This window comes from Roseateles sp. P2_H4 (assembly GCF_056403315.1).
This window is the reverse complement of sequence record NZ_JBFUFR010000016.1, coordinates 106,389-131,406: the sequence shown is the minus strand read 5'-3', so window position 1 is coordinate 131,406 and position 25,018 is coordinate 106,389. Positions and strand designations below refer to the sequence as shown.

Here is a 25,018-nt window from a genome sequence, read left to right as displayed (position 1 = left end):
ACGGCGAGCGCCCGCGGTGGCCCGCGCGGCCGCGCCGCGGCCCGCCCTCAAGCCGGCCCGACCGGCCATGGCGGCCGAGGAGGGCGGCAGCAACTGGGAAAACTTCTGAACGGCCTCGACGGGATGTAAGCAGGACGGTGTCCTACAACCCGGCATTCCGGAGCGTCGCAAGGTGTGGCCATCGCAACTGCCGGAGACCGCCATGCCCCGCGGTGACAAGTCGTCGTACACCGACAAGCAGAAACGCCAGGCCGAGCACATCGAGGAAGGCTACGAGGACCGCGGCGTACCCAAGAAGGAAGCAGAGGCGCGCGCCTGGGCCACGGTGAACAAGGAGACCGGTGGCGGCAAGAAATCGGGCTCAGGCCGGGGCCAGCCCGAGAACCACGAGCCGTCTCGCAAAGGCGGGCGCCTGGGTGGCCAGGCCGCGGCGAACCGCAGCGCGGCGGAACGTTCAGCGTCGGCCAAGAAGGCCGCGGCCACGCGCAAGCGCAATGCCGAGGCCCGCGCCCGCGGTCACTGAAGCATTGGCAGCCTGACCTCGAAACGCGCGCCCTCGCCGGGTGCGCTCTTCACCGACAGGCTGCCGCCATGGGCCTGCACGAAGTAGCGGCTGATGAACAGGCCCAGGCCCATGCCCGGCGAGTTCCGGGCCGCGGCGCCGCGTTCGAACTGTTCAAAGATGCGCTGCTGCTCGTCGGCGGCGATGCCGGCGCCCTGGTCCGTGACGGCCAACAGCGCCATGCCGTCGGCGGTGCGGCCGACGTCGACCCGCACCGGCTTGCCGTCGCCATAGCGCAGCGCGTTGCTGAGCAGGTTGATGAGGACCTGGCCGATGCGGCTGTCGTCCCAGTCGCCCACGACGCCATCGGCCGATTCCACCTGCAGGGGAACGTCGCGGTAGTGGACGTCGAAGTCGGCCACGACGTGGCGCACCAGCTCGCCGAGATCGGTGCGGCGCGGGCGGATGGACAGCTTGCCATGCTGGATGCGCGAGATGTCGAGCATGTCGTCGATGAGGCGGGTCATGCTGCGCAGCTGGCGGTCGTCGCGGGCCACCATGGACTGCAGGCGCTCGCGGCTGAACCAGGCCAGGTCATCCTTCTTGAGTTTTTCCTGGCGCATCACCGCGTCCAGGGTCATCACGCTCAGCGGCGTGCGCAGCTCGTGGGACACCATGGACATGAACTCGTCGCGCATCGCCAGCGCACGCTGCAGCTCGCCCTGCGTGTGCTGCAACGTCGCCAGCAGGCGCTCCTGCTCGGCACGCGCGGCTTCCAGTTCGACGAGCCGGCGGCGCAGCTCGCGGCTCTTCAGGTGCAGTTCGGTGAAGACGCGCACCTTGCTCTTCACCGCATGCGGGTCCAGCGGCTTGTAGAGGAAGTCGACGGCGCCGTTCTCATAGCCGCGGAAGGTGTGGGAAGGCTCGCGGTCCGCCGCGCTGACGAAGACGATGGGCAGGTGCATGGTGCGCGAGCTGCCGCGGATCAGCTCGGCCAGCTCAAAGCCCGTCATGCCGGGCATCTGCACATCGAGCAAGGCCAGCGCGAACTCGTGCTCGAGCAGCAGCGACAGGGCTTCTTCGCCCGAGGTGGCGGTGTGCACTTGCAGGCGCTCGTCGCGCAGCAGGGCTTCCAGCGCGAGCAGGTTCTCGGGCAGGTCGTCGACGAGGAGGAGCTTGGCGATGGTCATGAACCACCCCCCAGGCGCAGCAGCATTTGGTGGATGTCTTTCAAGGGCAGGATGTGATCGGGTGGGCAGCGGGCGATGGCCGCCTCGGGCATGGTGGCCACGTCGGCCTCGGCGGGTTGCTGGACGAAGGTGAGGCCGCCGCGCTCATGGATGGCGGCCATGCCTTCGGCGCCGTCCATGTTGGCACCGGTCAGCAGCACACCCGCCAGGTTCCGACCATAGGCGTCCGCGGCCGACATCATCAGCACGTCGATGGAGGGCCGCGCGAAGCTGACCGGTGCTTCGTTGCTGAAGGCGAAGCTGCGGTCCGCCTCCACCAGCAGGTGGTAGTCGGCGCTGGCGACATAGACGGTGCCTGGCTGGATGGGCTCCTTGTCCGCGGGCTCGCGAACCGGCAGGGACAGATGCTGGGCGAGCACGTTTTCGAGCCGGCTCTTGTGGTGCGGCAGCAGGTGCAGCACGGCGATGATGGGCAGGGGGAATCCGGCGGGCAGCGGTGCCAGCAGGGCCAGCAGGGCCGCGACGCCGCCGGCCGAGGCGCCGACGACGATGAGTTCGATGGGAGCGGGCTGCTTCATCTTCAGCGTTTTCGGAACAGCCGTTCCCGCAGCGCCACGGGCTCGAAGTCCTGGCCGCGCGGGCAGAAGTCCAGGCTCTCCTTGCTGCCGATGCCAAGGAAGCCGCGATGGCAGAGCGACTGCGAGAACAGGCCGAGGGCGCGATCCTGCAGCTTGCGGTTGAAGTAGATCAGCACATTGCGGCAGCAGATCAGGTGGGTCTCGGCAAAGACGTGATCGGTGGCGAGGCTGTGGTCGGCGAAGGTGACGTGGCGGCACAGCTCGCGGTCGAAGCGGGCGGCGTCGTAGGCGGCCGTGTAGTAGTTCGAGAAGCCCGCCTTGCCGCCGGCCGCCTGGTAGTTGCGCGTGTACTGCTGCAGCTCGGCAAGCGGGAAGATGCCCTGGCGGGCGCGCTCCAGCGCGGCGGGGTTGATGTCGGTGGCGTAGATGAGGCTGCGCTCCAGCAGGCCTTCCTCCTGCAGCAGGATGGCCAGCGAATAGACCTCCTCGCCGCTGGCGCAGCCAGCCACCCAGATCTTCAGCGACGGGTAGGTATGCAGCACGGGCATGACGTGCTGGCGCAGCGCGAGGAAGAACTCCGGCTCGCGGAACATCTCCGTGAAGGGGATGGTCAGCATCTGCAGCAGCTGGGCGAAGGCAGCGGCGTCGCGCAGCACCAGGCCCTGCAGGGCCGAGACCGAATCGCACTTCAGCTGCGCCATCGCGTGCAGCACGCGGCGCTTCTGCGAGGCCCCCGAATACTCGCGGAAGTCATGGCTGTAGCGCGTGTAGATGGCCTCCATCAGCAGGCGCACCTCGAGGTCGATGACGGCCTGCGGCATCAGCGCTCCAGGCTGGGCAGCCATACCCGAAGGAGCGACATCAGTCGGTCGGGATCGAGCGGCTTGGCCAGGTAGTCGTTGGCACCGGCGCGGCGGCACTGCTCCTGGTCGTCGCGCATGGCCTTGGCGGTGATGGCGATGACGGGCAGCTTGTGCCAGCGCGCGTCGGCGCGGATGCGGCGCGTGGCCTCCAGGCCGTCCATGACGGGCATCATGACGTCCATCAGCACGATGTCGATGTCGTCGTGGGCGGCCAGCTTCTCCAGCGCCTCGACGCCGTTGCGGGCCGGCTCCACCGTCAGGCCGCGCTGCTCCAGCACGCTGGTCAGCGCGAAGATGTTGCGCGCGTCGTCGTCCACCAGCAGCACCTTGCGGCCCTCGAACACCAGCTCGCGGTTGCGCGCCGTGCGCAGCATGTCACGGTGCTCGCCCGACATGCGCGACTCCACCTTGTGCAGGAACAGCGTCACCTCGTCCAGCAGCCGCTCGGGCGAGCGGGCGCCCTTGATGATGATGGAGCGTGAGTAGCGGTTCAGCTCGGCCTCCTCCTCGCGGCTGAGGTGGCGGCCGGTGTAGACGATGACGGGCGGCGGCGTCTTCTCGCCGCTGCGCGCGGCCATGCGCGACAGCAGCTCGGTGCCGTCCATGTCGGGCAGCTTGAGGTCGATGATCATGCAGTCGAAGTGCTGTTCGTCCAGCAGCTTCAGCGCCTGCTCGCCACGCTCCACGGCCACCACTTCGACATCGTCGTCGGCGATCAGGTGGGCGACGCTCTCGCGCTGGCGCTGGTCGTCCTCCACCAGCAGCAGGCGGCGGACCTGCTCGGCGCCGTGGCGCTCCAGCTTGTGGAAGATGTCGACCAGCTCCTGCCGCGTCATCGGCTTGATGGCGGTGCCGACGGCGCCCATGGGCAGGGCCACCTCGCGGAAGTCCTCACCGGCAATGATGTGCACGGGGATGTGGCGGGTGCGCGGGTCTTCCTTCAGGCGCTGCAGCACCGACAGGCCCGAGCCGTCGGGCAGGCGCACGTCCAGCAGGATGGCCTGGGGCAGGTGGGTGGTGGCCAGCTCCAGCGCCTCGCGGCCGTGGGTGGCGACGAGGCAGCGGTACTGCATCTCGTGTGCCAGGTCGTAGAGGATGCCGGCGAAGTTGGTGTCGTCCTCCACCACCAGGGCCAGGCGGCGCGGTGCGGCGTCGCGCGTCAGCTCGGGGCGGTCGTCGGCAAAGGCGGGCGGCGCCGGTGTCGCGTCATCGGCGGGTGCCAGCCAGGCCGCAGGTGCCGGTGGGGCGGCCGGCGGCGGCTCGGTGGCGGCGCTGACGGGCAGTTGCGCGGGCAGGGTCAGCGTGAACTGGCTGCCCTGGCCTTCGACGCTGCTCAGGTGGAGGTCGCCGCCGAGCAGGCCCGCAAGCTGGCGCGAGATGGACAGGCCCAGGCCGGTGCCACCGAAGCGTCGGTTCAGCGCGCCGTCACCCTGGTGGAAGGCCTCGAAGACACGCTGCTGCTGGCCGGCCGGGATGCCGATGCCGGTGTCCGTGACGACGAAGCCGACACGGCCGCCCTCGCGAGCTTCGATGGCCAGCGTCACCGAACCCTTCTCGGTGAACTTGATGGCGTTGGACAGCAGGTTGCGCAGGATCTGCTCGACGCGCTGGCCGTCGCTGACGATGGCGGCGGGCAGGCCCGGCGCGAGGTGGATGTCGAAGCGCAGCTGCTTGTCCTGGGCCAGCGGCTGGAAGGTGCGCTGCATGGCTTCGGCCAGGGCGCGCAGGTCCAGCGCGCGTGGCGCGACCTCCAGCTTGCCGGCCTCGACCTTGGACAGGTCCAGGATGTCGTTGATCAGCGTCAGCAGGTCCTGGCCGGCCGAGTGGATGGTGGTGGCGAACTTGAGCTGCTCGGCGCTGAGGTTGCCTGGGCGGTTCTCCACCAGCAGCTTGGACAGGATCAGCGAGCTGTTCAGCGGCGTGCGCAGCTCGTGCGACATATTGGCCAGGAACTCGCTCTTGTAGCGGCTGGCGCGCTGCAGCTCCAGGGCGCGCTCCTTCAGCTCGGCCTGGGCCTGGCCCAGGGCCGCATTGCGGCGCGACAGCGTCTCGGCCTGCTCGCCCAACTGCACATTGGTCTGCTCCAGCTCGGCGCGCTGCTCCTCCAGGTTCAGCTGCGATTCGCTGAGCACGCGGGCCTGCTCGCCGAGTTCCTCGTTGGCCGAGCGCAGCTCCTCCTGCTGCACCTGCAGCTCCTCGTTGAGCTGGCGGGTTTCCTCGATGGACAGCTGCAGCTTGTGGCGGAAATGGGCCGCCTCCAGCAGCGTGCCCAGCATGGGCTGGAGCTGCTCCAGCAGCTCCAGGGTGCGGCTGTCGGGGGCGTCCATGAAGCCCAGTTCGAAGACGCCGTTCACGGCCCCTTCGTTCAGGGCCGGCACCAGCACGACTTCCTGCGGCGTGGCCTCGCCCAGGGTGGTGGCCACCTTCAGGAAGTCGGCCTTCAGGCCGGGCAGGCGCATGGGTCGCCCGTCGCGCCAGACCTGGGCCAGCAGGCCGCCCTCGGCGTCGACCGGCTCGGCGCGGTCCAACGCCAGGCCGTGTGTGGCCATGCGGTAGGGCCGGCCGTCCTCGCCGCGCACAAAGGCCGCCGACACGACGGCGCCGACGCGCTCCGCGAGGAAGGCCAGCGTGCGGTTGCCGATGCCGGCCATCGCGCGCTCGCCCACCAACTGCTGGCTCAACTCGGCCTGGGCCCCTTGCAGCCAGGCGCGTGCCTCGTTGTCACGCGCGGTCGCGCGCGTGGCGGACAGCGCCTCGCCGTATTCGCGCGACAGGGCCAGCACGTCGCGCCGGCCGGCCCATGCGATGGCAGCACTGGCCACCAGCAGCAGCGCGATATAGCCGCCTACGGCCGTCCACAAGCCGTTCTGCGCGTCCTCGTTGCGCTCGCGCAGCAGACGCAGTTCGTTCTCGCCAAAGGCCCGCAGTTCGCGGCGGATCTCGTCCATCAACTGCTTGCCGGTCTGCAGGCGGATGGAGTCTTCGATCGTCTCACCGCGACGGCGCATGTCGATGATCTTCTGCGCGAACTCGTTCCAGCGCTGCGCCAGCGCGCCGACGCGACGCAGCCGGTCGACCTGGGTCGGGTTGTCGGCGGCCAGCGCCTGGGCGCCCTGCAGTTCCGCGCCGAACTTGGACTGGCCCAGCACATAGGGCGCCAGAAAGCTCTCGTCGCCGGCGATCGCGAAGCCGCGCATGCCGCTTTCCTGATCGACGATCAGAGCCGCCAGTTCATGCCCCTTGGCGACCATGCGATGCGTGTGGTCCACCCAGTTGAGCAAGCCCGCGAGGTGCCACAGCAGGCCGACGAAAACGATGACGCTGCCCAGTCCCATCGCCAGCGGGATGGCGAGGTTGCGCGTCAGGATGCGATTGAATTGACTCGTGTCTTCAGCACCGGTGCCGGTCATCGCCTGCCTTTGAGTTGTCGCGAGTGCCCCATCGGCCTCATGCAAAGCCGGAACAAAACGCAAGACGCATGCCGCGAGAGAAGCGGGTGTCCGCCCATGGAGGCGTCGGCTCGAGCCGGGCCGGCTCAGCGCAGAGCAAACTGGCAATCGGCAAAATTTGCCGTCAACTCATCCGCGCGGGGGAAAGAAACGCCTCAGTCTTTCCACCGACAGCGGCTTGCTCAGCACGTGATCGATGCCGGCACGCATCGCTTCGTCGTGGGCCTTCACGCCCGTGCGGCCGGTCACGGCGATGAGGACGAGGTCGGGGCCATAGCTCGCCCGCAGGCGCTTGGACAGCTCCACGCCGTCGAGGTCGGGCAGGCCGAGGTCGACGAGGGCACAGACGGGCTGGTACTCCTGCACCGCGGTGACGGCGTCCTTGGCGTTGGTGGCGAAGCGCACGCTGTAGCCGTCTTCCCGCAACAGCTCGCTCAATGCCTCGCAGGCATCCAGGTCGTCGTCGACCAGCACGAGCCTGATGTCCTCCCTAGCCATGGCGCTTCTCCTCTGGATCTGTAACGCTTTGATATCCAGATTAAGCAATTGCGATGCCAGTGCTTGTTGGCCTACAGCCTCAGGCAGCTCAGTCCCGCGTCGACCACGGCCTGCACCGTCAGGCCGAAGTGCCGGGCCAGGGCGGCCGCCGGTGCCGACTCGCCAAAGCTGTCGATGCCGACGACGGCGCCTTCCAGGCCGACGTACTGCCGCCAACCCGCCGTGACACCCGCTTCGACGGCCACGCGCGGCACGCCCGGCGGCAGCACGGCGCGGCGCCAGGCGGCGTCCTGCTGCTCGAAGGCGAAGCAGGAGGGCATGGACACGACGCGTGCGTTGACGCCGCGTGCGGCCAGGGTCTTGTGCGCGTCGACGGCCAGGCCGAGTTCAGAGCCGGTGGCGATCAGCACGAGCTGCAGCGGCCGGTCGGGGGACTCCTTCACCAGCACATAGCCGCCACGCTCGATGGCGGCCAGCGTGTCCGCATCGCGCGGCTGGTGGGCCAGGTTCTGGCGCGACAGGATCAGGCAGGTGGGCGTGTGCAGATGGCGCACGGCGGTCTGCCAAGCCACCGCGGTCTCGACCGCGTCGCCAGGGCGCCAGACATCGAGGTTGGGCACGAGGCGCAGCGTGGCGAGCTGCTCCACGGGCTGGTGGGTGGGGCCGTCCTCACCCAGGCCGATGGAGTCGTGGGTGAAGACGTAGATGGGGTTGATGCGCATCAGCGCCGCCATGCGGATGGCGTTGCGGGCGTATTCCGAGAACATCAGGAAGGTGCCGGCAAACGGCCGCAGGCCGCCGTGCAGCGTGACGCCGGTCTGGATGGCCACCATGGCGAACTCGCGCACACCGTAGTGCAGATAGTTGCCGCCCCCGGCCGCTTGGGTCACCGAGTGGCAACCCTGCCACTGCGTCAGGTTGGACGGCGCCAGGTCAGCCGAGCCGCCCAGCAGTTCGGGCAGCAGCGCGGCCAGGGCGGTGAGGCTGTTCTGCGAGGCCTTGCGCGAGGCCAGCGTGTCGCCGCGCTGGGCGGTGGCGGCGAGCAGCTCGGCGCAGCGGGCGTCGAAGTCAGTCGGCAGTTCGCCGCGCAGGCGGCGCGCCAGCTCTGCGGTGCTTGCGGGTTCGGCCTGGCGGCGACGCTCCAGCGCGGCCTGCCATTGCGCCTGCAGCGCGGCGCCACGTTCGCGCGCATCCAGGGCCCGGCGCGCGCCCTCGGGCACGACGAAGGGTGCATGCGGCCAGTTGAGCGTTTCGCGCACGGCCAGCACTTCGGCTGCACCCAGCGGCGCGCCGTGCACGTCGTGGCCGCCGGCCTTGTTGGGCGAGCCGCGGCCGATCTGGGTGCGGGCGCAGATGAGCACCGGCTTGTCGGAGGAGGCCGTGGCGGTGCGCAGTGCGGCGTCGATGGCGGCGAAGTCATGCCCATCGACGTTGCGGATGACGCGCCAGCCATAGGCCTCGAAGCGGGCCGGTGTGTCGTCGCTGAACCAGCCCTGCACGTCACCGTCGATGGAGATGCCGTTGTCGTCGTAGATGACGACGAGCTTGTGCAGGCCCCAGGTGCCGGCCAGCGAACAGGCCTCGTGGGAGATGCCTTCCATCAGGCAGCCATCGCCGCAGAAGACGAAGGTGCGGTGATCGATGAGTGGGTGCTCGGCGGTGTTGAACTCGGCCGCGAGCAGCTGCTCGGCCAGGGCCATGCCGACGGCGTTGGCGATGCCCTGGCCGAGCGGGCCGGTCGTCGTCTCGACGCCGGGCGTCAGGCCCACCTCGGGATGGCCGGGCGTCTTGCTGTGAAGTTGGCGGAAGGCCTTGAGCTCTTCGATGGGCAGGTCGTAGCCACTCAGGTGCAGCAGGCCGTAGAGCAGCATGGAGCCATGGCCGTTGGACAGCACGAAGCGGTCGCGATTCGGCCACGCCGGGTCGGCCGGGTTGTGGCGCAGATGCTGGCTCCACAGCACGGCGGCGATGTCGGCCATGCCCATGGGCATGCCGGGGTGGCCGGAGTTGGCCTGCTGCACGGCATCGACGGCAAGCATGCGCAGCGCATTGGCGGCGAGGGTGAGGTCGGTGCTCATGCTTGGGTGGCGCGGATCAGTTGTTCGAGGGTCTCGGTGTCGGCGATGAACTGCGCGATGCCCTCGGCGAGCTTGTCGCGGGCCATGGCATCGGCGGCCAGGGCGGCGTGGAACTCGGCCTCCGTCAATGCGGGCGGTGGTGCCTCGATGTGGCCCTCGTTCAGCGCGAGGCGGCGTTCGACCGGGGTGACTGCCTTGTCCAGTTCGGCCAGCAGCGCCGGGCTGATGGTCATCAGGTCGCAGCCGGCCAGCGCGACGATCTGGCCGGTGTTGCGAAAGCTCGCGGCCATCACTTCGGTGCGGATGCCGTGGCGCTTGTAGTGGCGGTAGATCTCTTCGACGGAGCGCACGCCGGGGTCGTTGGGGCCGGCCATGGCCGCCTCGTTCCAGCTGTTGCCGGCGGTCTTCTTGAACCAGTCGTAGATGCGGCCGACGAAGGGCGAGATCAGCCGCACGCCGGCGTCGGAACAGGCCCTCGCCTGCGCGAGGCAGAACAGCAGCGTGAGGTTGGTGTGAATGCCTTGTTGCTCCAGCTGGCGCGCCGCCTGGATGCCTTCCCACGTCGACGCCAGCTTGATCAGCACACGGGCGCGCGGCACACCGGCGGCGGCATAGAGAGAGATGAGGCGCTGCGCCGTCGCGACGGAAGCTGCGGTGTCATGACTCAGGCGTGGGTCGATCTCGGTCGACACGCGACCGGGCACGAGCTTGAGGATCTCGACGCCGAAGGCCACCAGCAGATGCTCGGCCACGGTCGCTGTCGAGGCGCCGGGGTTGGCAGCGACGGCCTGCTCAAGCAGCGGCCGGTAGCGCGGCTGTTGCACGGCCTTCAGCACGAGGGAGGGGTTGGTCGTCGCATCTTGCGGTCGGAATTGCGCGAGCTGGTCGAAGTCGCCGGTGTCGGCGACGACGGTGGTGTGTTGGCGGAGCTGGTCGAGGCTGTTCATGGGCGTGACGGGGCCTGCCGCGCGAACGGCATGGCCTGGAGTGAGGAAGGTCAGGAGAACTCGGCGCGCAGCGCCTCGTACAGGCGCTTGAAGCGCTCAAAGCGCGGCCGCAGTTCGGCGGCCAGGGCGGCATCGGGTTCGGCCACGCGGGCGATCTCGGGCGTGCGGCAGACCTCGTCGACATTGCCGCCACAGGCCAGCCAGGCCAGGCGGGCCGCGCCGAGGGCACCACCGGCTTCGGCACCGACACCGTTGACGAGGCGCACGTTCAGCAGCGAGGCGAGCACCTTCGCCCACCATTCGCTGCGCGCGCCACCGCCCACCAGCCAAAGCGACTCCGCCGTGCCGCCGCCGGCTTGCAAGGCCTGCCAGCCATCCAGCAGGCCAAAGCCCACGCCTTCGAGCACGGCATAGCCCAGGGCCGCGGCGTCATGCTCGTGCGTGAGGCCGAAGAACACGCCCTGCGCATTGGCGTTGTTGTGCGGCGTGCGTTCGCCGCTCAGATAGGGCAGGAAGATCGGTGCCTGCCGGCGCTGCGTGGCGCTCAGCGCGGCGACCTTGGCGATCAGTTCGGCCTCACCGGGCTCGCCCAGCAGTTGCGTGACCCAGCGCAGCGCACTGGCCGCACTGAGCATGACGCTCATCTGGTGCCAGGTGTCGGGCAGCGCGTGGCAGAAAGCGTGCACCGCCCTCGCTGGGTTGGGGCTGAAGGCCGGGTTGCACAGGAAGATGACGCCCGAGGTGCCGAGCGACAGAAAGCCCTGGCCCGGCTTGACGACGCCCATGCCGACGGCGCTGGCCGCGTTGTCGCCACCGCCACCCGCGATGGGGATGCCGGCCTTCAGGCCCCAGCGTTCGGCCAGCTCATGCTTGAGGCCGGCACTCGGGTCGCTGCCCTCGACGAGGCGCGGCATCTGGCTTTCATCGAGCCCCGTCAGCGCCAGCGCCTCGGGCGACCAGCGGCGCCTGGCCACGTCCAGCCACAGCGTGCCGGCGGCGTCGCTCATCTCGCTGACATAGGAGCCGCTCAAGCCAAGCCGCAGCCAGTCCTTGGGCAGCAGCACCTTGGCCACGCGGGCGAACAACTCGGGTTCGTGCTGGCGCATCCACGCCAGCTTGGGAGCGGTGAAGCCCGGCATCGCCAGGTTGCCGGTGATGGCCGGCAGCTCGGGGCAGGCGGCCATCATCTCGGCGCATTGGGCGGCGCTGCGGCCGTCGTTCCACAGGATGGCCGGCCGCAGCACGCGGTCTTCCGCATCCAGCGTCACGGCGCCATGCATCTGCCCCGACAGCCCGATGCCACGCACGCGGGCCAGGGCCGCCGCGTGGCTCTGGCCGAGCTTGGCCATGCCTGCGTCGAGCGCGGCCCACCAGGCGGCAGGGTCCTGCTCGCTCCAAAGCGGCTGCGGCCGCTGCACGGTCAGTGCAACGCCGGTGGTCGCGACGATGTGGTGCTGCTCGTCGAGCAGCAGCAGCTTCAGCTCGGAGGTGCCGAGGTCGATGCCCAGGAACATGCTCAGATGAAAGCGTTGACGACGTTTTCCAGGCGTTCCTGGCGACCCGAGCGGGCTTGTGGCGAGATGCCCTGGGCGTGCACGACGGCGGCCAGATCGTCGAGGCTCGCACCCGCGTGGATCTTCTGGCCCAGCTCGCCGTTCCAGCCCGCGTAGCGATCGCCAACGGCCTTCTCCATCTGACCGCTTTCGTACAGCGCCGCCGCGCTCAGGAAGGCGCGGGCCATGGTGTCCATGCCGCCGATGTGGCCCTCGAGCTGGTCGGTCGGGTCGATGGACTGGCGGCGCACCTTGGCGTCGAAGTTGGTGCCACCGGTCGTGAAGCCACCCGCGCGGATGATCTCCAGCATGGCCGGCACCAGCGCCGCGTGGTTGTTGGGGAACTGGTCGGTGTCCCAGCCCAACTGCTCGTCGCCGCGGTTGGCGTCGATGGAGCCGAAGATGCCCAGGGCGCAGGCGGTGGCGACCTCATGCTCGAAGCTGTGGCCGGCCAGCGTGGCGTGGTTCACCTCGAGGTTGACCTTGACCTCGTTCTCCAGGCCGTAGGTCTTCAGGAAACCATAGACCGTGGCGCTGTCGTAGTCGTACTGGTGCTTGGTGGGTTCCTGCGGCTTGGGCTCGATGAGGATGGCGCCCTTGAAGCCGATCTTGTGCTTGTGCTCGACGACGGCGGACAGGAAGCGGCCGTACTGCGCCAGCTCGCGCTTGAGGTCGGTGTTCAGCAGCGTCTCGTAGCCTTCGCGGCCGCCCCACAGCACATAGTTCTGGCCGCCCAGGCGGTTCGTCCACTCCAGCACATGCTTCACTTGCGCGGCGGCGTAGGCGAAGACTTCCGGGTCGGGGTTGGTTGCAGCACCGCTCATGAAGCGCGGGTTGGAGAACAGGTTGGCCGTGCCCCAGAGCAAGCCGATCTTCTGGTCCTGCATCTTCTTGGCGGCGGCTTCGAGCAGGCCGTCGAGGATGCGGTTGGACTCGGCCAGGCTGGCGCCTTCCGGGGCCACGTCGCGGTCATGGAAACACCAGTAAGGCAGGCCGAGCTTGCCGAACAGGTCGAAGGCGGCGTCCAGCTTGATCTTGGCCGCCGTGACGGCGTCTTGCTCGGCGAACCAGTTGCGCTGATGGGCGGTGGCGCCCAGGCCGAAGATGTCCTCGCCCTTCCAGCAGAAGTTGTGCCAGTAGCAGACGGCGGGGCGCAGGTGCTCGGCCAGGGTTTTGCCCATCACGACGCGCTTGGCGTCATACCAGCGGTAGGCCAGCGGGTTGGTGGACTGGGGGCCTTCGTATTGAACGGTGGGGAGGTCGGAATAGGCGGTGCTCATGGCGGGGTCCTTACTGCGGGATCAACAAAGATGGGTGTGGGAATGGAAGTCAGGCGGTGGCCGGTACGGCGTGGGTCGGGCCGCTGCCGTCGCCGGGATCGGCGCCGGCCTGGCGGCGGCGCTGGGCGAGTTCGTCGGACATGCGCAGCGTGGTCTGCTTGTCCAGCTTGTTGACGAGCAGGCACAGCGTGCAGGCGGCGAACAGCCCGCCGACGACGAAGCTGGACGCCACGCGGTAGCCCTCGATGGCGTTGGGCGCCGAGGGCAGCTGGGTGTCGTAGCCGAACAGGCCGGCGAGGATCCACAGGAAGCCGGCACCACCCAGGGCCAGGCCCACCTTCAGCGAGAAGCCGATGGTGGCGAACACCATGCCCGTGAAACGCCGGCCGGTCTGCCATTCGGAGTAGTCGGCGGCGTCGGCATACATGGACCACATGACGGCCACGCTGGGCGCGTAGACGATGGCGCCGAGCACGTGCAGAGCGAGCATGAGCCACACGGCGTCGGGCGGCAGGAAGTACAGCGCGCAGGCGGTCAGCGTCGACAGGCCGAAGCTGGCGATGCCGATGGCGCGCCGCCCGTAGCGGGCCGACAGCCCCATGGACGCCATGATGACGATGATGGTCGTCGCGAAGCCGGCCATGTTGATGATGCTGTTGAACACGTCGGCGGCGTTGGAGCCGGCGATGTTGTCGCGCGTGCCGTGCACGATGTAGCCCAGCGTGTCGGCCAGGCTGCCGGTACCGGCTGCATCCGGCGTCGTCAGGCCGAGTGCTGCGACGAAGTCGAACATCGCCGCCTTGTCGGCGTAGTGGTGGTAGTAGTTGTAGTGGGCACCGCCGCGCAGGGCCAGCATGCCGAACTGGAACAGCGTGTAGAGGACCAGCGTGATCCAGGGGCCGTTCTTCAGCAGGTCGGAGAAGTCCTGCCTGGGCGAGCTGTGCGTCTCGACGAGGGGCTTGACGCGCTCCCGCGTCGTGAAGAAGGTGACGAGGAAGAGCACCAGGCAGGCCACGGCCCAGATGGTCATGGTGACCTGCCAGCCGTGGGCGCGGTCATGCCCCTGCGCGAACTTGGCCACCAGCGGCAAGGTGAAGCCGCCGACGATGAACTGCGCCGCGTTGACCGACACGAAGCGGTAGGAGTTCAGCTTGGTGCGCTCGTTCAGGTCCGCCGTCATGACCCCGCTCATGGCCGAGTAGGGCATGTTGTTCATCGAGTACAGCGTCATCAGCAGCGTGTTGGTGATGCCCGCATACGCGACCACCATGCCGGTGCTCCAGCCCCAGCTCGGGTCGGGCGCCGTGTAGGCCAGCACCATGACGATGGCCCAGGGCACCGAGGTCCACAACACCCAGGGGCGGAACTTGCCCCAGCGCGTGTTGGTGCGATCGGCCAGCACGCCCATGATGGGATCGAAGAAGGCGTCCCACAGCTTGGGCCACAGCAGGATGGCCGCGGCCGTGCTGGCGCTCAGCCCGAACACGTCCGTGTAGAAGTTCAGCTGGAACAGGATCATGGACATGAAGACCAGGTTCGCTGCGGCATCGCCGCAGCTGTAACCGGCCTTCTCCACGAAGGACAGGGGCTGATGGGTGGTGGCCATGGATTTGTCTCGTTTGGTTTTCTAGGGCGCGATCTCAGGGCCGCGCTTCGTAGGAGAGGTAGTCAAAGTCAGCGGCAAGCCGCTGGCCCGACAGGTCCTGGCAGGCGATGCCGATGAAGTTGCCGGTGAAGCCGAAGCTGCGCGCGAAGCCGTTGACGAACTGGGTCGCAAACTCGTCGCTGAGCATGGCGGCGTCCAGGGCCGGGCCGATGTCCTGCCAGGCGCCGCCTTGAGCAAACTGGAACTGGTAGCGATCGTGCTTGAACTCGACGGCCAGGTCGACCGGGCCGTCCTTCAACTCGGCAGCCGTGGCCGGTTCGCTCAGGGCCGCGTCGCGGTTGACGGTCAGGCGCAGCACGCGCCGGCCCGAGTCGACATCGCGGCTGACATGCAGATAGGCGTGGTTGCTGGTGTTGTAGTAGGCCACCAGGCCGGCCATCTGCTGGAACAGTTCGGGCGCGAACTCCAGGCGCGTCTCGACGCGGCAGTTGAAGTGCTGCTGGCGGCGCGCGACCAGGCTCTGGTCGAACAGGCTCATCAGCGACTCGCGGCCCTTGAGGCGCAGGAAACCGGGGCGCTCGGCTAGCGAGATCCAGCTCTCGTCGAAGGGCACACGCAGCGAGTTCAGGTGAGGGTTCAGCGTTGTCGAATCGAAGTCGTCACGGGCTGCCTCGGCCGGGAAGACATGCTCGGGCAGGCCCGGTTCGGCCACCTGCAGGCGCGGCGCATTGCCGCCGCCTTCGATCTCGGGCCAGTCGTCGTCGCGCCAGTGGATGCGCTGGATGCCGGTCTCGCGGCCCAGCGGGCAGTGCAGGTTTTCGTAGACGCCGTTCTGCTTGTCGGCATTGGGGCCGCTCCATTCCAGCGGCCGGCCGCAGAGGTGGGCGAGATACCAGTCGCCGTTCTGCGTCTGCACCAGGCTGGCATGGCCGCTGCGCTGCAGGCCGTCGGTGGGCTGCTTCCAGGCCGTCAGCAGCGGGTTGCCGGGCAGGGTCTCGTAGGGGCCGTCGTGCTTGCGCGAACGAGCCAGCGTGACGGCATGCTCGTAGAAGGTGCCGCCCTCGGCCGTCAGCAGGTAGTACCAGCCCTTGCGGCGGTAGAGGTGCGGGCCCTCGACGACCTGCAGCTCGGTGCCGGCATAGATGTTCTTCACCGGGCCGACCAGGCGCCGGGCTTCGTGGTCGTATTCCTGCAGCAGGATGCCGTTGAAGTGGTGCTTGCCGGGCTGGTGTATCCATTGCTGGTTGACCAGCCAGTGGCGGCCGTCCTCGTCATGGAAGAGGCTGGGGTCGAAGCCCGAGCTGTTCAGGTAGATGGGTTCGCTCCAGGGGCCGTCGATGCTGGGCGCCGTGATGAGGTAGTTGTGCGTGTCCTTGAAGGCGCCGATGGTGGAGCGCACATCGGTGTAGATCAGCCAGAACTGGCCGGCAGCAAAACTCAGGCAGGGCGCCCAGACGCCGGCCGAGTCGGGGTGGCCGCTCAGGTCGAGCTGGCTCTTGCGCGTGCAGGCATAGCTGTGGTGGCGCCAGTTTTTCAGGTCGCGCGAATGGTGGATGCGCACGCCGGGCCACCATTCGAAGGTGGAGGTGGCGATGTAGTAATCGTCCCCGACGCGGCAGATCGAGGGGTCGGCGTGGAAGCCCGGCAGGATGGGATTGGTGATCATGGGATTCAAGCGGCCGCGGCCAGGCGGCTGGCGGCGATCAGGGGGCGGGTGAGTCGGTAGCGGGCCAGGGCGGCGGCACCGACCGGGACGGCGTCGGCGCCGAAGCGCGAGAGGGTGACCAGGGGCGGCGCCACGTTGGCGCAGGCGGCCTGGCTTTCGAGGGTGCGGAAGGCGGGCTCGAGAAAGGGCGCGCCGATCTCGACGGCGGGGCCGCCGAGCACGATGCGGCCGGGGTCATAGGCCGCGCAGAGATTGCCCAGCAGCAGGCCGAGATAGCGGCCGGCGCTGGCGACGGCTTCGATGCTGTCGGCCTGCTTGTGGCGCAGCAGATCCTGGACCACGCCCAGGCCGCTGCTCGGGTGCTCGGGGGCCATCGCGCGAAAACCGATCAAGGCCTCGGCGCAGCCACGGCGGCCGCAGCTGCAGCGCGGGCCGTCGAGTTCCAGCGTCATGTGGCCCACTTCGCCGGCCAGGCCATGGGCGCCGGTCAGCAGCCGGTCTTCGACGACGATGCCGGCGCCCACGCCCAGCCCCAGGCTGAGGTAGATCAGCGGGTCTTGCCGGCTGTCGGTGGCGAACTCCAGCTCGCCGAGTGCTGCGACATCGGCCTCGTTCTGCACGAACAGCGGCACGCCCTGCAGGGCCGTCGTGCGCAGATGTTCGGCCAGCAGGTGCCCGACGGGCAGGTCGCGCCAGCCGAGGTTGTGGGCAAAGTGCAGATGGCCGCGCTGCTCGTCGACACCGCCGGGCAGGCCGATGCCGATGCCGATGACGCGCTGGGCCGGCGTGTCCAGGCGCGCATGCACCTGCATCAGCAGCTTGGCGGCGCGCACCAGGGCGAGGTGGGCATCGCGGCTGGCATCCAGCGGCGAGCGGGCGCGGGCCAGCACGTCGCCGGTCAGCGAGGTGGCGACGACATTGACGCCGTCCACGCCCAGTTCCGCGCCCAGCAGCACGAGGCGGCCGGGATCGACGAACAGCGGGGTGGGGCGGCGGCCGAGCTCGCCGGTGGCGACGACGTCGCGCTCCAGCAGCCAACCCTCGGCGATCAGCTCCTTGGTCAAGGTGCTGACGGTGGACTTGGTCAGCTGCAGCGACTCGGCCAGGGCCGCGCGCGACTGCCCCGGCCAGGCGCTCAGCTGCCGCACGATGGCCATGCGGTTGAGGTCCTTGAGCAGGTGCTGATCGGCGGTGAATTGCATGTCAGGCCACCTGGAGAACGGCACCGGTGCGGGGGCTGCCGGCATGCAGCAGGGCCAGGCCGATCAGGGCCAGGCCGATGGCGGCGGTCAGGGCCTGCGCGGCGCCGGAGAACTTGGCAGCGGCGACACAGGCTTCCCAGTTCGCCGTGATGACCCATGCCAGCGTCGCGCCAACCGCCGTCAGCACACCGCCAGCGACCAGCAGCGCCCGGTGGGGCTGGCGCATGTCCATGCCGGCATCGACATCCACGCGCTCGAAGCGGCCGCGGAACCAGAGCCAGAAGATGCCGAGGCTGGTCAGGTGCATGAGGCCGGCGAACACGAAGACCCATTGCTGGGTGCCCGTCCACTGCACGGCCAGGGCCGCCAGCAGCGCGATGAACATGCCGCCGATGCCACCGGCCGTAGCGCCCAGGCCGACGACGGCGCCGGACACCTTGGTCGGGAAGAGGTCGGTGGCGGACGTCAGCAGATTGGCCGACCAGGCCTGGTGGCAGGCGGTGGACAGCGTGATCAGCGCGATGCACAGCGCAAAGCTGTCGCTGGTGTAGGCCAGGATGGCGCCGGGCATGCAGGCGGCGGCCAGGCCCATGGCCGTCATGCGGGCGCGGCCGACCGGCCAGCCGCGCTTCACCAGGGTGCTCGACAGCCAGCCGCCGAAGATGGAGCCGACGCTGGAGCCGAGGTAGATCAGCGCGACGAGGCCGGCGCTCTTCAGCGGGTTCTGGCCGCGCTCGCGCTCCAGATAGGACGGCAGCCAGAACAGGAAGAACCACCAGACCGGGTCGGTCAGCAGTTTGGCCGTAAGGAAGGGCCAGATGGCCTTGAAGCGCAGCAGCGTCGTCCACGGCAGCTTGATCACCGTCTGCTGGGCGGGCTGGCCGGCCTGGATGAAGACCAGCTCGTCCGCTGATACCCGTGCATGTCTTTCGGGCGCCTGGAAGCCGCGCTCCCAGAACACCAGCCAGGCCAGGCCGACGCCGCCAATGGCGACAAAGGCGAACTGCCAGCCAAAAGTGACCGCCAGCCAGACCGTGATGGGCGAGGCGATGACGCCCAGCGCCGTGCCCGAGTTGAAGATGCCCGTGGCCAGGGCCCGCTCCTGCTGCGGGAACCACATCGCCACCGCCTTGATGGCCGCCGGCAAATGGGCCGCCTCGGCCATGCCGAGCAGGAAGCGCACGACGACCAGGCCGAGCACCGAAGCCACCACCCCATGGGCCGCGGCGGCGGCCGACCACAGCAGCAGGGCCGCGGCCAGGCTGCGCTTGACGCCGAAGCGGTCGATGCCAATGCCGATCAGCGGCGGAAAGGCGGCATAGGCGGCCGTGAAGGCGAAGGTGATCCAGCCGTAGTCGGCGTCGGTCAGCGCCAGGCCGCCGGCCTCCAGAGGCTGTTGCAGGCTGGTCTTGAGCACCGACAGCGCATTGCGGTCGATGTAATTGATGGTCGTCGCGACGAAGAGCAGCGCGCAGATGACCCAGCGCTGGCGGCCCAGCGGCGCGGCGATCCCCCCGGCCATCACGCCCCCTTGAACTCAGCCGCCCCAGGCGCGGTGGCGCGGGCGGTGGTCGCGGGAGCCAGGATGGCGAGGTCAGGGTTCAACGTGGGGTCTCCAGGGGCGCGGCGCTCGGTGGCGCCTCTTTTCAGGCTTGCTATGGACTCAAATGTAGCGCTACCATTTTGCTTTGCGCAAGCGAGAAATCTCTAACATTCCCGCATTTCCGGGGTTGCCATGACCCGGTTGGGCCCGCGACAGGAGACCGAATGACGACATGGGCCCGAGCCCTGGCCGGCTTGATGCTGGCCGCTTTGCTGCTGCCTGCCGGCAGCGCCCCGGTGGAGGACGGTCACGAGCTTTGGCTGCGCTACCGCGGCCTGCCCAAGCCCACGCAGACGCTGGCCCATGCGCGCACCATCGTGCATGTGGAGCCGGCATCGCCGACGCTGCAGGTCGCCGTCGCCGAACTGAAGCGCGGCGTGGCCGGGCTGACGGGGCGGGAGCCGGCGTCGTCGGCCAGGCCTGCGGACGGGGCGCTGATGCTGGTCACGCCGGCCAATGCGCCAGCCGGTGTCGATCTGCCCTGGGCCGAACTGGGCCGGGAGGGTTATGCGCTGCGCAGCCTGAAGCTGGGCGGCCGGGCGGTGACGCTGATCGCGGCCAACACCGATATCGGCCTGCTTTACGGCAGCTTCGCCTGGCTTCGCGCGGCCAGCACCGGCGCCGATCTGGCCACGCTGGACCAGCGCTCCGCGCCCAGGATCGGCCTGCGCCTGCTCAACCACTGGGACAACCTGGACCGCACGGTGGAGCGTGGCTATGCGGGCGCGTCGATCTGGGACTGGTGGAAGCTGCCCGACATCCGCGACGCCCGCTATGTGGACTATGCGCGGGCGAACGCGTCGCTGGGCATCAACGGCACGGTGCTGAACAACGTCAACGCCAAGGCCGATTCGCTGACCGCGCCCTTCCTCGCCAAGGCCGCGGCGCTGGCCGACGTGCTGCGGCCCTATGGCATCAAGGTCTGGTTGTCGGCGCGCTTCTCGGCGCCCAAGGAGTTGGGCGGCCTGAAGACGGCCGATCCGCTGGACCCGGCCGTGCGCGCCTGGTGGAAGGCCAAGGCCAACGAGATCTACCAAGTCATTCCCGACTTCGGCGGCTTACTCGTCAAGGCCAATTCCGAGGGCCAGCCGGGGCCGCAGGACTATGGCCGCCATCACGCCGACGGCGCCAATATGTTGGCCGAGGCCCTGGCGCCGCATGGCGGCCTCGTCATGTGGCGGGCCTTTGTCTATGCGCCCGACGCCAGCGACCGCGCCAAACAGGCCTTCAGCGAGTTCCAGCCGCTGGACGGCCAGTTCGCCGCCAACGTCATCGTCCAGGTCAAGAACGGTGCCATCGACTTCCAGCCGCGCGAGCCTTTCCACCCGCTGTTCGGCGCGATGCCGAAGACGCCGCTGGCGCTGGAACTGCAGATCACCAAGGAGTACCTGGGCTTCTCGACCCATCTGGTCTATCTGGGCCCGCTGTTCGAGGAGGTGCTGCGCGCCAGGCCCGACGACACCACGGTGGCGCAGCACGTCAAGGCCATCGCCGGCGTTGCCAATATCGGCAGCGACCGCAACTGGAGCGGTTCGCATTTCGACCAGGCCAACTGGTACGCCTTCGGCCGTCTGGCCTGGGACCCCGACCTGGCCGCAGGCCGCGTGGCCCGCGAGTGGGTGCAGCAGACCTTCACCAGCGCACCGCGCGCCGTCGACAGCATCGTCGCGATGATGCTGGCCTCGCGCGAGGCCGTCGTCGACTACATGACGCCGCTGGGTCTGCACCATCTGATGGGCACCGGCCATCACCACGGCCCGGCGCCCTGGGTCGACAACCTCGAGCGTGCCGACTGGAACCCCGTCTACTTCCACCGCGCCGGGCGCGACGGCATCGGCTTCGACCGCAGTCCGACCGGCAGCAACGCCGTGGCCCAGTACGCGCCCGACTGGGCCGCCCGCCTTGCCAGGCCCGAGACGACGCCCGAGGACTGGCTGCTGTGGTTTCATCACCTGCCATGGGACTACCGGATGGCCTCGGGCCGCACGCTGTGGGCCGAGCTGGTCGCGCGCTACGACCGCGGCGTGGCGAGCGTGGCCGACATGCGTTCGCAATGGGCTGCGCTGAAGGGCGATATCGACCCCGAGCGCCATGCCGACGTCGCCGCCCATCTCGCCGTGCAGGAGGCCGAGGCGCGCTGGTGGCGTGATGCCTGCATCGCCTATTTCCAGTCCGCCTCGGGCCTGCCACTGCCCGCCGGCACGCGGGCGCCTGCACACCCCCTGGACGAGTACAAGGCCCGGCGTTTCAATTTCGCACCGGGCCGTGGGGGCTAGACCCTCACCAAATATGATTGCGCAAACAGCCCGACCATCATTCGAGGAAATAAACCTTTGAAGCCATCCGCACGTGCTGGACGCAGCACCAAGGTCGCCACCATCGCCGACGTGGCCCAGCTCGCCGGGGTGTCGCCGATGACGGTGTCGCGGGTCATCAACGGCGAGCAGAACGTGCGCCCCGGCACGCGCGAGAAGGTGCAGGCTGCCGTCGCCGAGCTGAACTACATGCCCAACCAGGCGGCCCGCCACCTGGCCGGCTCGGAGCCCATCCGCATCGGCATGCTCTACATCGACCCGACGGCGGGCTACCTCAACGAGTTCCTGATCGGCCTGTTGAACAAGTCCAGCCTGCGCCACGTGCAACTGGTCGTGCAGCGCTGCGAGGCCGCGCGCGAGGGCGAGGAAAAACCGGTCGCCGAGATGATCGCCAATGGCATCGATGGGCTGATCCTGCCGCCGCCCTTCTGCGATTCCCAGCCCTTGCTCAAGCTGGTGGCCGAGACCGACACGCCGGCCGTCGTCGTCTCCGCCGGCCAGCCGCCCGAGGACGTCTGCGCCGTCGGCATCGACGACTACCAGGCCGCCTACGAGATGACGCGCCACCTGCTGAACCTGGGCCACCACCGCCTGGGCTTCATCATCGGCGACCCCTACCAGAGCAGCAGCTCGCGCCGCCTCGCCGGCTTTCATGCCGCGATGACCGACGCCGGCCTGAACATTGCCGAGGAAGAGGTCGTCGCTCAGGGCATGTTCACCTACCGCTCGGGCCTGGACGCGGCCGAGTTCCTGCTGTCGCAGGAGCAGCGGCCGACGGCCATCTTCGCCAGCAACGACGACATGGCCGCTGCCACCGTCGCCATTGCCCACCGCATGGGCCTGGACGTGCCCAGCGACCTGACCGTCGTCGGCTTCGACGATGCGCCGCTGGCCACCACCATCTGGCCCGAACTGACCACCGTGCGCCAGCCCATCATGGAGATGGCCGGCGCCGCTGTTGACCTGCTGGTGCGCCACATCCGTGCGCGCCGCAGTGGCGAGCCTCTGCCCTGCGAGCATGAGCTCAAGGATTTCGAACTGGTCCGACGCCAGTCCGACGCCGCCCCGCGTTTGCGCCCGCCGCTGCGCAAGGGTGCGTGAAGCCTGACTCCGGCCCGTCGAGGGCCTTTTTTTCATGACGCCACTTTCCGCCCCGCGCTTCAAGCGCCTGCTGCTGACCGGCGCCGCCGGCAACCTCGGCCGTGTGCTGCGACCGCGCATGAAGCACTACTGCGACGTGCTGCGCCTGTCCGACCTCGCGGGCATGGATCCGGCCGGCGACGGCGAGGAGGTCGTGCAGGCGCCGCTGGAAGACCTGGCCGCGATGCAGGCCCTGCTGAAGGACGTCGACGCCGTGCTGCACTTCGGCGGCGTGTCCATCGAGAAGCCCTTCGACGTCGTGCTGCCGGCCAATATCGTCGGCGCCTACAACGTCTACGAGGCGGCGCGCCAGCGCGGCGTGAAGCGCATCGTCTTCGCCAGCTCCAACCATGTGACCGGCTTCTACAGTCAGGGCGAGACGCTGACGCCCCAGGCCGCGCCGCGGCCGGACAGCTATTACGGCCTGTCCAAGGCCTTTGGCGAGAACCTGGCGCAGTTCTATTTCGACCGCTACGGCCTGGAGACGGTGTCGGTGCGCATCGGCTCGAGCTGGCCCGTGCCGACCGACCGCCGCATGTTGTCGAGCTGGCTCAGCTTCGACGACCTGGAGCGCCTGCTCGTCGCCGCCTTGAGCGCGCCCGTCGTCGGCCACAGCATCATCTACGGCATGAGCGACAACCGCTCAACCTGGTGGGACAACAGCAAGTCCAACCACATCGGCTTCAAGCCCCAGGACAGCTCGGAGCCCTGGCGCGCCGAGGTCGAGGCGGCCCAGCCCTATGTCGACCCCAGCCGCCCCGAAGTGCGCTGCCAGGGCGGCCAGTTCGTCACCCTCGGGCCGTTCGAGAAGGCGCCCAAGGAATGAAGATCGCCTTCACGCCCAATGCGCGCCGGCCCGACCCGGCCATCGAGGTGCTGGACGAGGCCTTCCTGGCGCTGCGCCTGTTTGCCGCCGGCGTCGAGCAGCTCGCCACCGGCCTGGCCTGGGCCGAGGGGCCGGTGTGGTTCGGCGACGGCCGCTATCTGCTGGTCTCCGACATCCCCAACAACCGCATCCTGCGCTGGGACGAGACGACCGGCGCCGTCAGCGAGTTCCGCAACCCGAGCGACAACGCCAACGGTCATGTGCGGGACCGGCAGGGGCGACTCGTCAGCTGCGAGCACCTGACACGGCGCATCACGCGCACCGAGTACGACGGCCGCATCACCGTGCTGGCCGATCGTTTCAACGGCCAGCGCCTGAACTCGCCCAACGACATCACCTGTCATGCCGACGGCAGCCTGTGGTTCAGCGACCCGCTGTTCGGCATCCTGAGTGACTTCGAAGGCGAGAAGGCCGAGTCGGAGCTGACCCCGGCTGTCTACCGCATCGACGGCGTGACGGGCGAGCTGACGCTGCAGATCGACGACCTCAAGGGCCCCAACGGCCTGGCCTTCAGCCCGGATGGCAAAACCCTCTACGTCATCGAGAGCCGTGCCCAGCCGCACCGGCTGATCTGGGCCTATGACGTCAACGGCGCGTCCTTGAGCAACAAGCGCCTGCTCATCGACCCGGGCTGCCCGGGCGCCTTCGACGGCATGGCCGTCGACGTGCAGGGCAATCTCTGGTGCGGTTTCGGCAGCGACGGCAGCGCGGGCGCGGAGGCGTCGCGGCTCGACGGCGTCAAGGTCTATGACGCGACGGGCAAGCCCTTGGCCCATATCCACCTGCCCGAGCGCTGCGCCAACCTCTGCTTCGGCGGCGCCAAGGGCAATCGCCTCTTCATGGCGAGCACGCATTCGCTGTACGCGCTGTACGTCAACACACGCGGCGCGGTGGCCTAGCGGCTCCCGCGGAGCGCGCAGCGCTGAGGACAAAAAAAGCCCCGGTGCTTGAAGCGCCGGGGCTTTGGGGGCTTGAGCATCCGGGGCACCGCGAGGTGCGCCCGGATCAAGTTCGATTACAGATCGCGACGGCGGCGCGAAGCCACGAAACCGATGACGCCGAGGCCGGCGGCCAGCATGGCATAGGTCTCGGGTTCCGGAACCGGCAGCGCGGTGGCCGAGGCCGAAATCGCGTAGGCCGACGGCGCCTGGGTGGCCAGGGCGAACACGTTGAAGTAGTAGTTGCCGGCGCTCAGATTCGTGAAATGAGCGGTCGACGTGGACGTGAAGGCAAAGCCGGTGATGACGGTGTCATCAGTGCCGCCCACGACGTGATCGGCGCCGGTGCTGACGATGCTGTAGAACGCCGGCGTCAGGCCGCCGAAGAACGTGGTCACGTTGCTCTGCACGGCCGATGCCGATGCGAGCGAGAAGGTGAAGGTGTCGTTCACCAGGCCGGGCACGACGGCGACGTTGCCGCTATTGACGGTTGTAGCGCCCAGCGTGCCGGTGCCCAGCACGAAGGGGGTAGCCTGAGCCGCGAGGCTGCCCAAGGACAGCACGGAGGCCAAGGCAAGAGACTTCAACATATTTACTCCCAAAGAAAGACCGGCAGGTATGAGCAAGCATCGTGCCATCAGAGAAAACCCTGGTGCCACAGTGATTTGCTTGCGCTGGGCCTTCAGCGATGTAAGGAAGTCCGACATCCCTAAGTTGTCGGTAT

The 25,018-nt window shown here is 68.7% G+C and carries 19 protein-coding genes; 5 read left to right on the top strand and 14 right to left on the bottom strand.

Translation table 11 applies throughout. The annotated features are described in order from the left end of the window. The first annotated feature begins 202 nt into the window (after nucleotides 1–202). Nucleotides 203–523: a plasmid stabilization protein gene (locus tag AC1DW3_RS14070; RefSeq protein WP_477931946.1), complete on the top strand. Its 321-nt coding sequence runs from the start codon at nucleotides 203–205 to the stop codon at nucleotides 521–523. Here the strand turns inward: AC1DW3_RS14070 and AC1DW3_RS14065 are convergent. The 13 genes from AC1DW3_RS14065 to AC1DW3_RS14005 form a co-directional block, all read right to left on the bottom strand. Then, nucleotides 517–1,692 carry a hybrid sensor histidine kinase/response regulator gene (locus AC1DW3_RS14065; RefSeq protein ID WP_477931945.1) on the bottom strand — a complete coding sequence of 392 codons (1,176 nt, stop codon included), beginning with the start codon at nucleotides 1,690–1,692 and terminating at the stop codon, nucleotides 517–519. The genes AC1DW3_RS14070 and AC1DW3_RS14065 overlap by 7 nt on opposite strands. After that, the gene (locus tag AC1DW3_RS14060) at nucleotides 1,689–2,270 is read right to left on the bottom strand and encodes a chemotaxis protein CheB (RefSeq protein ID WP_477931944.1); all 582 of its coding nucleotides are present in this window, start codon (nucleotides 2,268–2,270) and stop codon (nucleotides 1,689–1,691) included. The genes AC1DW3_RS14065 and AC1DW3_RS14060 overlap by 4 nt, the downstream gene beginning before the upstream one ends. Before the next feature lie 2 nt (nucleotides 2,271–2,272). Continuing rightward, on the bottom strand, nucleotides 2,273–3,091 hold the full coding sequence (locus AC1DW3_RS14055; protein WP_477931943.1) for a CheR family methyltransferase: 819 nt from the start codon (nucleotides 3,089–3,091) through the stop codon (nucleotides 2,273–2,275). Beyond that, on the bottom strand, nucleotides 3,091–6,543 hold the full coding sequence (locus AC1DW3_RS14050; RefSeq protein ID WP_477931942.1) for a response regulator: 3,453 nt from the start codon (nucleotides 6,541–6,543) through the stop codon (nucleotides 3,091–3,093). Before AC1DW3_RS14050 ends, AC1DW3_RS14055 begins: the two co-directional genes overlap by 1 nt. Nucleotides 6,544–6,711: 168 nt before the next feature. Further along, complete coding sequence (locus tag AC1DW3_RS14045) at nucleotides 6,712–7,080, bottom strand: response regulator (protein ID WP_477931941.1); 369 nt, start codon at nucleotides 7,078–7,080, stop codon at nucleotides 6,712–6,714. Between the two features lie 71 nt (nucleotides 7,081–7,151). Further along, complete coding sequence (gene tkt, locus AC1DW3_RS14040; protein ID WP_477931940.1) at nucleotides 7,152–9,158, bottom strand: transketolase; 2,007 nt, start codon at nucleotides 9,156–9,158, stop codon at nucleotides 7,152–7,154. After that, nucleotides 9,155–10,105, bottom strand: a complete 951-nt coding sequence (gene tal, locus AC1DW3_RS14035; RefSeq protein ID WP_477931939.1) for a transaldolase — start codon at nucleotides 10,103–10,105, stop codon at nucleotides 9,155–9,157. Before tal ends, tkt begins: the two co-directional genes overlap by 4 nt. A gap of 50 nt (nucleotides 10,106–10,155) precedes the next feature. Beyond that, nucleotides 10,156–11,619: a xylulokinase gene (gene xylB, locus AC1DW3_RS14030; protein WP_477931938.1), complete on the bottom strand. Its 1,464-nt coding sequence runs from the start codon at nucleotides 11,617–11,619 to the stop codon at nucleotides 10,156–10,158. A 2-nt stretch (nucleotides 11,620–11,621) separates the two neighbouring features. Further along, a complete protein-coding gene (xylA, locus tag AC1DW3_RS14025) occupies nucleotides 11,622–12,938 on the bottom strand; it encodes a xylose isomerase (RefSeq protein WP_477931937.1) in 1,317 nt (438 codons plus the stop codon). A gap of 49 nt (nucleotides 12,939–12,987) precedes the next feature. Further along, nucleotides 12,988–14,544, bottom strand: a complete 1,557-nt coding sequence (locus AC1DW3_RS14020) for an MFS transporter (protein WP_477931936.1) — start codon at nucleotides 14,542–14,544, stop codon at nucleotides 12,988–12,990. A gap of 34 nt (nucleotides 14,545–14,578) precedes the next feature. Next, the gene (locus AC1DW3_RS14015; RefSeq protein ID WP_477931935.1) at nucleotides 14,579–16,210 is read right to left on the bottom strand and encodes a glycoside hydrolase family 43 protein; all 1,632 of its coding nucleotides are present in this window, start codon (nucleotides 16,208–16,210) and stop codon (nucleotides 14,579–14,581) included. Between the two features lie 5 nt (nucleotides 16,211–16,215). Then, nucleotides 16,216–17,412 carry an ROK family protein gene (locus AC1DW3_RS14010; protein ID WP_477931934.1) on the bottom strand — a complete coding sequence of 399 codons (1,197 nt, stop codon included), beginning with the start codon at nucleotides 17,410–17,412 and terminating at the stop codon, nucleotides 16,216–16,218. A gap of 1 nt (nucleotide 17,413) precedes the next feature. After that, on the bottom strand, nucleotides 17,414–18,934 hold the full coding sequence (locus AC1DW3_RS14005; protein WP_477931933.1) for an MFS transporter: 1,521 nt from the start codon (nucleotides 18,932–18,934) through the stop codon (nucleotides 17,414–17,416). Nucleotides 18,935–19,179: 245 nt separating this feature from the next. On the opposite strand from AC1DW3_RS14005, the gene AC1DW3_RS14000 reads away from it, so the two are divergent. From AC1DW3_RS14000 to AC1DW3_RS13985, 4 genes are read left to right on the top strand one after another with little or no spacing between them, the layout of a single operon-like run. Next, nucleotides 19,180–21,291 carry an alpha-glucuronidase family glycosyl hydrolase gene (locus tag AC1DW3_RS14000; RefSeq protein WP_477931932.1) on the top strand — a complete coding sequence of 704 codons (2,112 nt, stop codon included), beginning with the start codon at nucleotides 19,180–19,182 and terminating at the stop codon, nucleotides 21,289–21,291. Between the two features lie 57 nt (nucleotides 21,292–21,348). After that, nucleotides 21,349–22,431 carry a LacI family DNA-binding transcriptional regulator gene (locus AC1DW3_RS13995; RefSeq protein WP_477931931.1) on the top strand — a complete coding sequence of 361 codons (1,083 nt, stop codon included), beginning with the start codon at nucleotides 21,349–21,351 and terminating at the stop codon, nucleotides 22,429–22,431. Nucleotides 22,432–22,465: 34 nt separating this feature from the next. Then, nucleotides 22,466–23,296 (top strand): NAD-dependent epimerase/dehydratase family protein, encoded by an 831-nt coding sequence (locus AC1DW3_RS13990; RefSeq protein ID WP_477931930.1) that lies wholly within the window; start codon nucleotides 22,466–22,468, stop codon nucleotides 23,294–23,296. Further along, nucleotides 23,293–24,255: an SMP-30/gluconolactonase/LRE family protein gene (locus AC1DW3_RS13985; protein WP_477931929.1), complete on the top strand. Its 963-nt coding sequence runs from the start codon at nucleotides 23,293–23,295 to the stop codon at nucleotides 24,253–24,255. Before AC1DW3_RS13990 ends, AC1DW3_RS13985 begins: the two co-directional genes overlap by 4 nt. A gap of 116 nt (nucleotides 24,256–24,371) precedes the next feature. Here AC1DW3_RS13985 and AC1DW3_RS13980 read toward each other — a convergent pair whose 3' ends face one another. Then, a complete protein-coding gene (locus AC1DW3_RS13980) occupies nucleotides 24,372–24,884 on the bottom strand; it encodes an FxDxF family PEP-CTERM protein (protein ID WP_477931928.1) in 513 nt (170 codons plus the stop codon). Nucleotides 24,885–25,018 lie beyond the last annotated feature (134 nt).

Bases quoted from the DNA above. Each gene is read 5' to 3' on its own strand.
- AC1DW3_RS14055 (WP_477931943.1), bottom strand. From the start codon at position 3,091: ATGCCGCAGGCCGTCATCGACCTCGAGGTGCGCCTGCTGATGGAGGCC.
- AC1DW3_RS14020 (WP_477931936.1), bottom strand. From the start codon at position 14,544: ATGGCCACCACCCATCAGCCCCTGTCCTTCGTGGAGAAGGCCGGTTAC.
- AC1DW3_RS13990 (WP_477931930.1), top strand. From the start codon at position 22,466: ATGACGCCACTTTCCGCCCCGCGCTTCAAGCGCCTGCTGCTGACCGGC.
- AC1DW3_RS14005 (WP_477931933.1), bottom strand. From the start codon at position 18,934: ATGGCCGGGGGGATCGCCGCGCCGCTGGGCCGCCAGCGCTGGGTCATC.
- tkt (WP_477931940.1), bottom strand. From the start codon at position 9,158: ATGAGCACCGACCTCACCCTCGCCGCCAATGCGCTGCGCATGCTTGCC.
- AC1DW3_RS13985 (WP_477931929.1), top strand. From the start codon at position 23,293: ATGAAGATCGCCTTCACGCCCAATGCGCGCCGGCCCGACCCGGCCATC.
- tal (WP_477931939.1), bottom strand. From the start codon at position 10,105: ATGAACAGCCTCGACCAGCTCCGCCAACACACCACCGTCGTCGCCGAC.
- AC1DW3_RS14010 (WP_477931934.1), bottom strand. From the start codon at position 17,412: ATGCAATTCACCGCCGATCAGCACCTGCTCAAGGACCTCAACCGCATG.
- AC1DW3_RS14065 (WP_477931945.1), bottom strand. From the start codon at position 1,692: ATGACCATCGCCAAGCTCCTCCTCGTCGACGACCTGCCCGAGAACCTG.
- AC1DW3_RS14060 (WP_477931944.1), bottom strand. From the start codon at position 2,270: ATGAAGCAGCCCGCTCCCATCGAACTCATCGTCGTCGGCGCCTCGGCC.
- AC1DW3_RS14070 (WP_477931946.1), top strand. From the start codon at position 203: ATGCCCCGCGGTGACAAGTCGTCGTACACCGACAAGCAGAAACGCCAG.
- AC1DW3_RS14000 (WP_477931932.1), top strand. From the start codon at position 19,180: ATGACGACATGGGCCCGAGCCCTGGCCGGCTTGATGCTGGCCGCTTTG.
- AC1DW3_RS14015 (WP_477931935.1), bottom strand. From the start codon at position 16,210: ATGATCACCAATCCCATCCTGCCGGGCTTCCACGCCGACCCCTCGATC.
- AC1DW3_RS14045 (WP_477931941.1), bottom strand. From the start codon at position 7,080: ATGGCTAGGGAGGACATCAGGCTCGTGCTGGTCGACGACGACCTGGAT.
- AC1DW3_RS13980 (WP_477931928.1), bottom strand. From the start codon at position 24,884: ATGTTGAAGTCTCTTGCCTTGGCCTCCGTGCTGTCCTTGGGCAGCCTC.
- AC1DW3_RS14050 (WP_477931942.1), bottom strand. From the start codon at position 6,543: ATGACCGGCACCGGTGCTGAAGACACGAGTCAATTCAATCGCATCCTG.
- xylB (WP_477931938.1), bottom strand. From the start codon at position 11,619: ATGTTCCTGGGCATCGACCTCGGCACCTCCGAGCTGAAGCTGCTGCTG.
- xylA (WP_477931937.1), bottom strand. From the start codon at position 12,938: ATGAGCACCGCCTATTCCGACCTCCCCACCGTTCAATACGAAGGCCCC.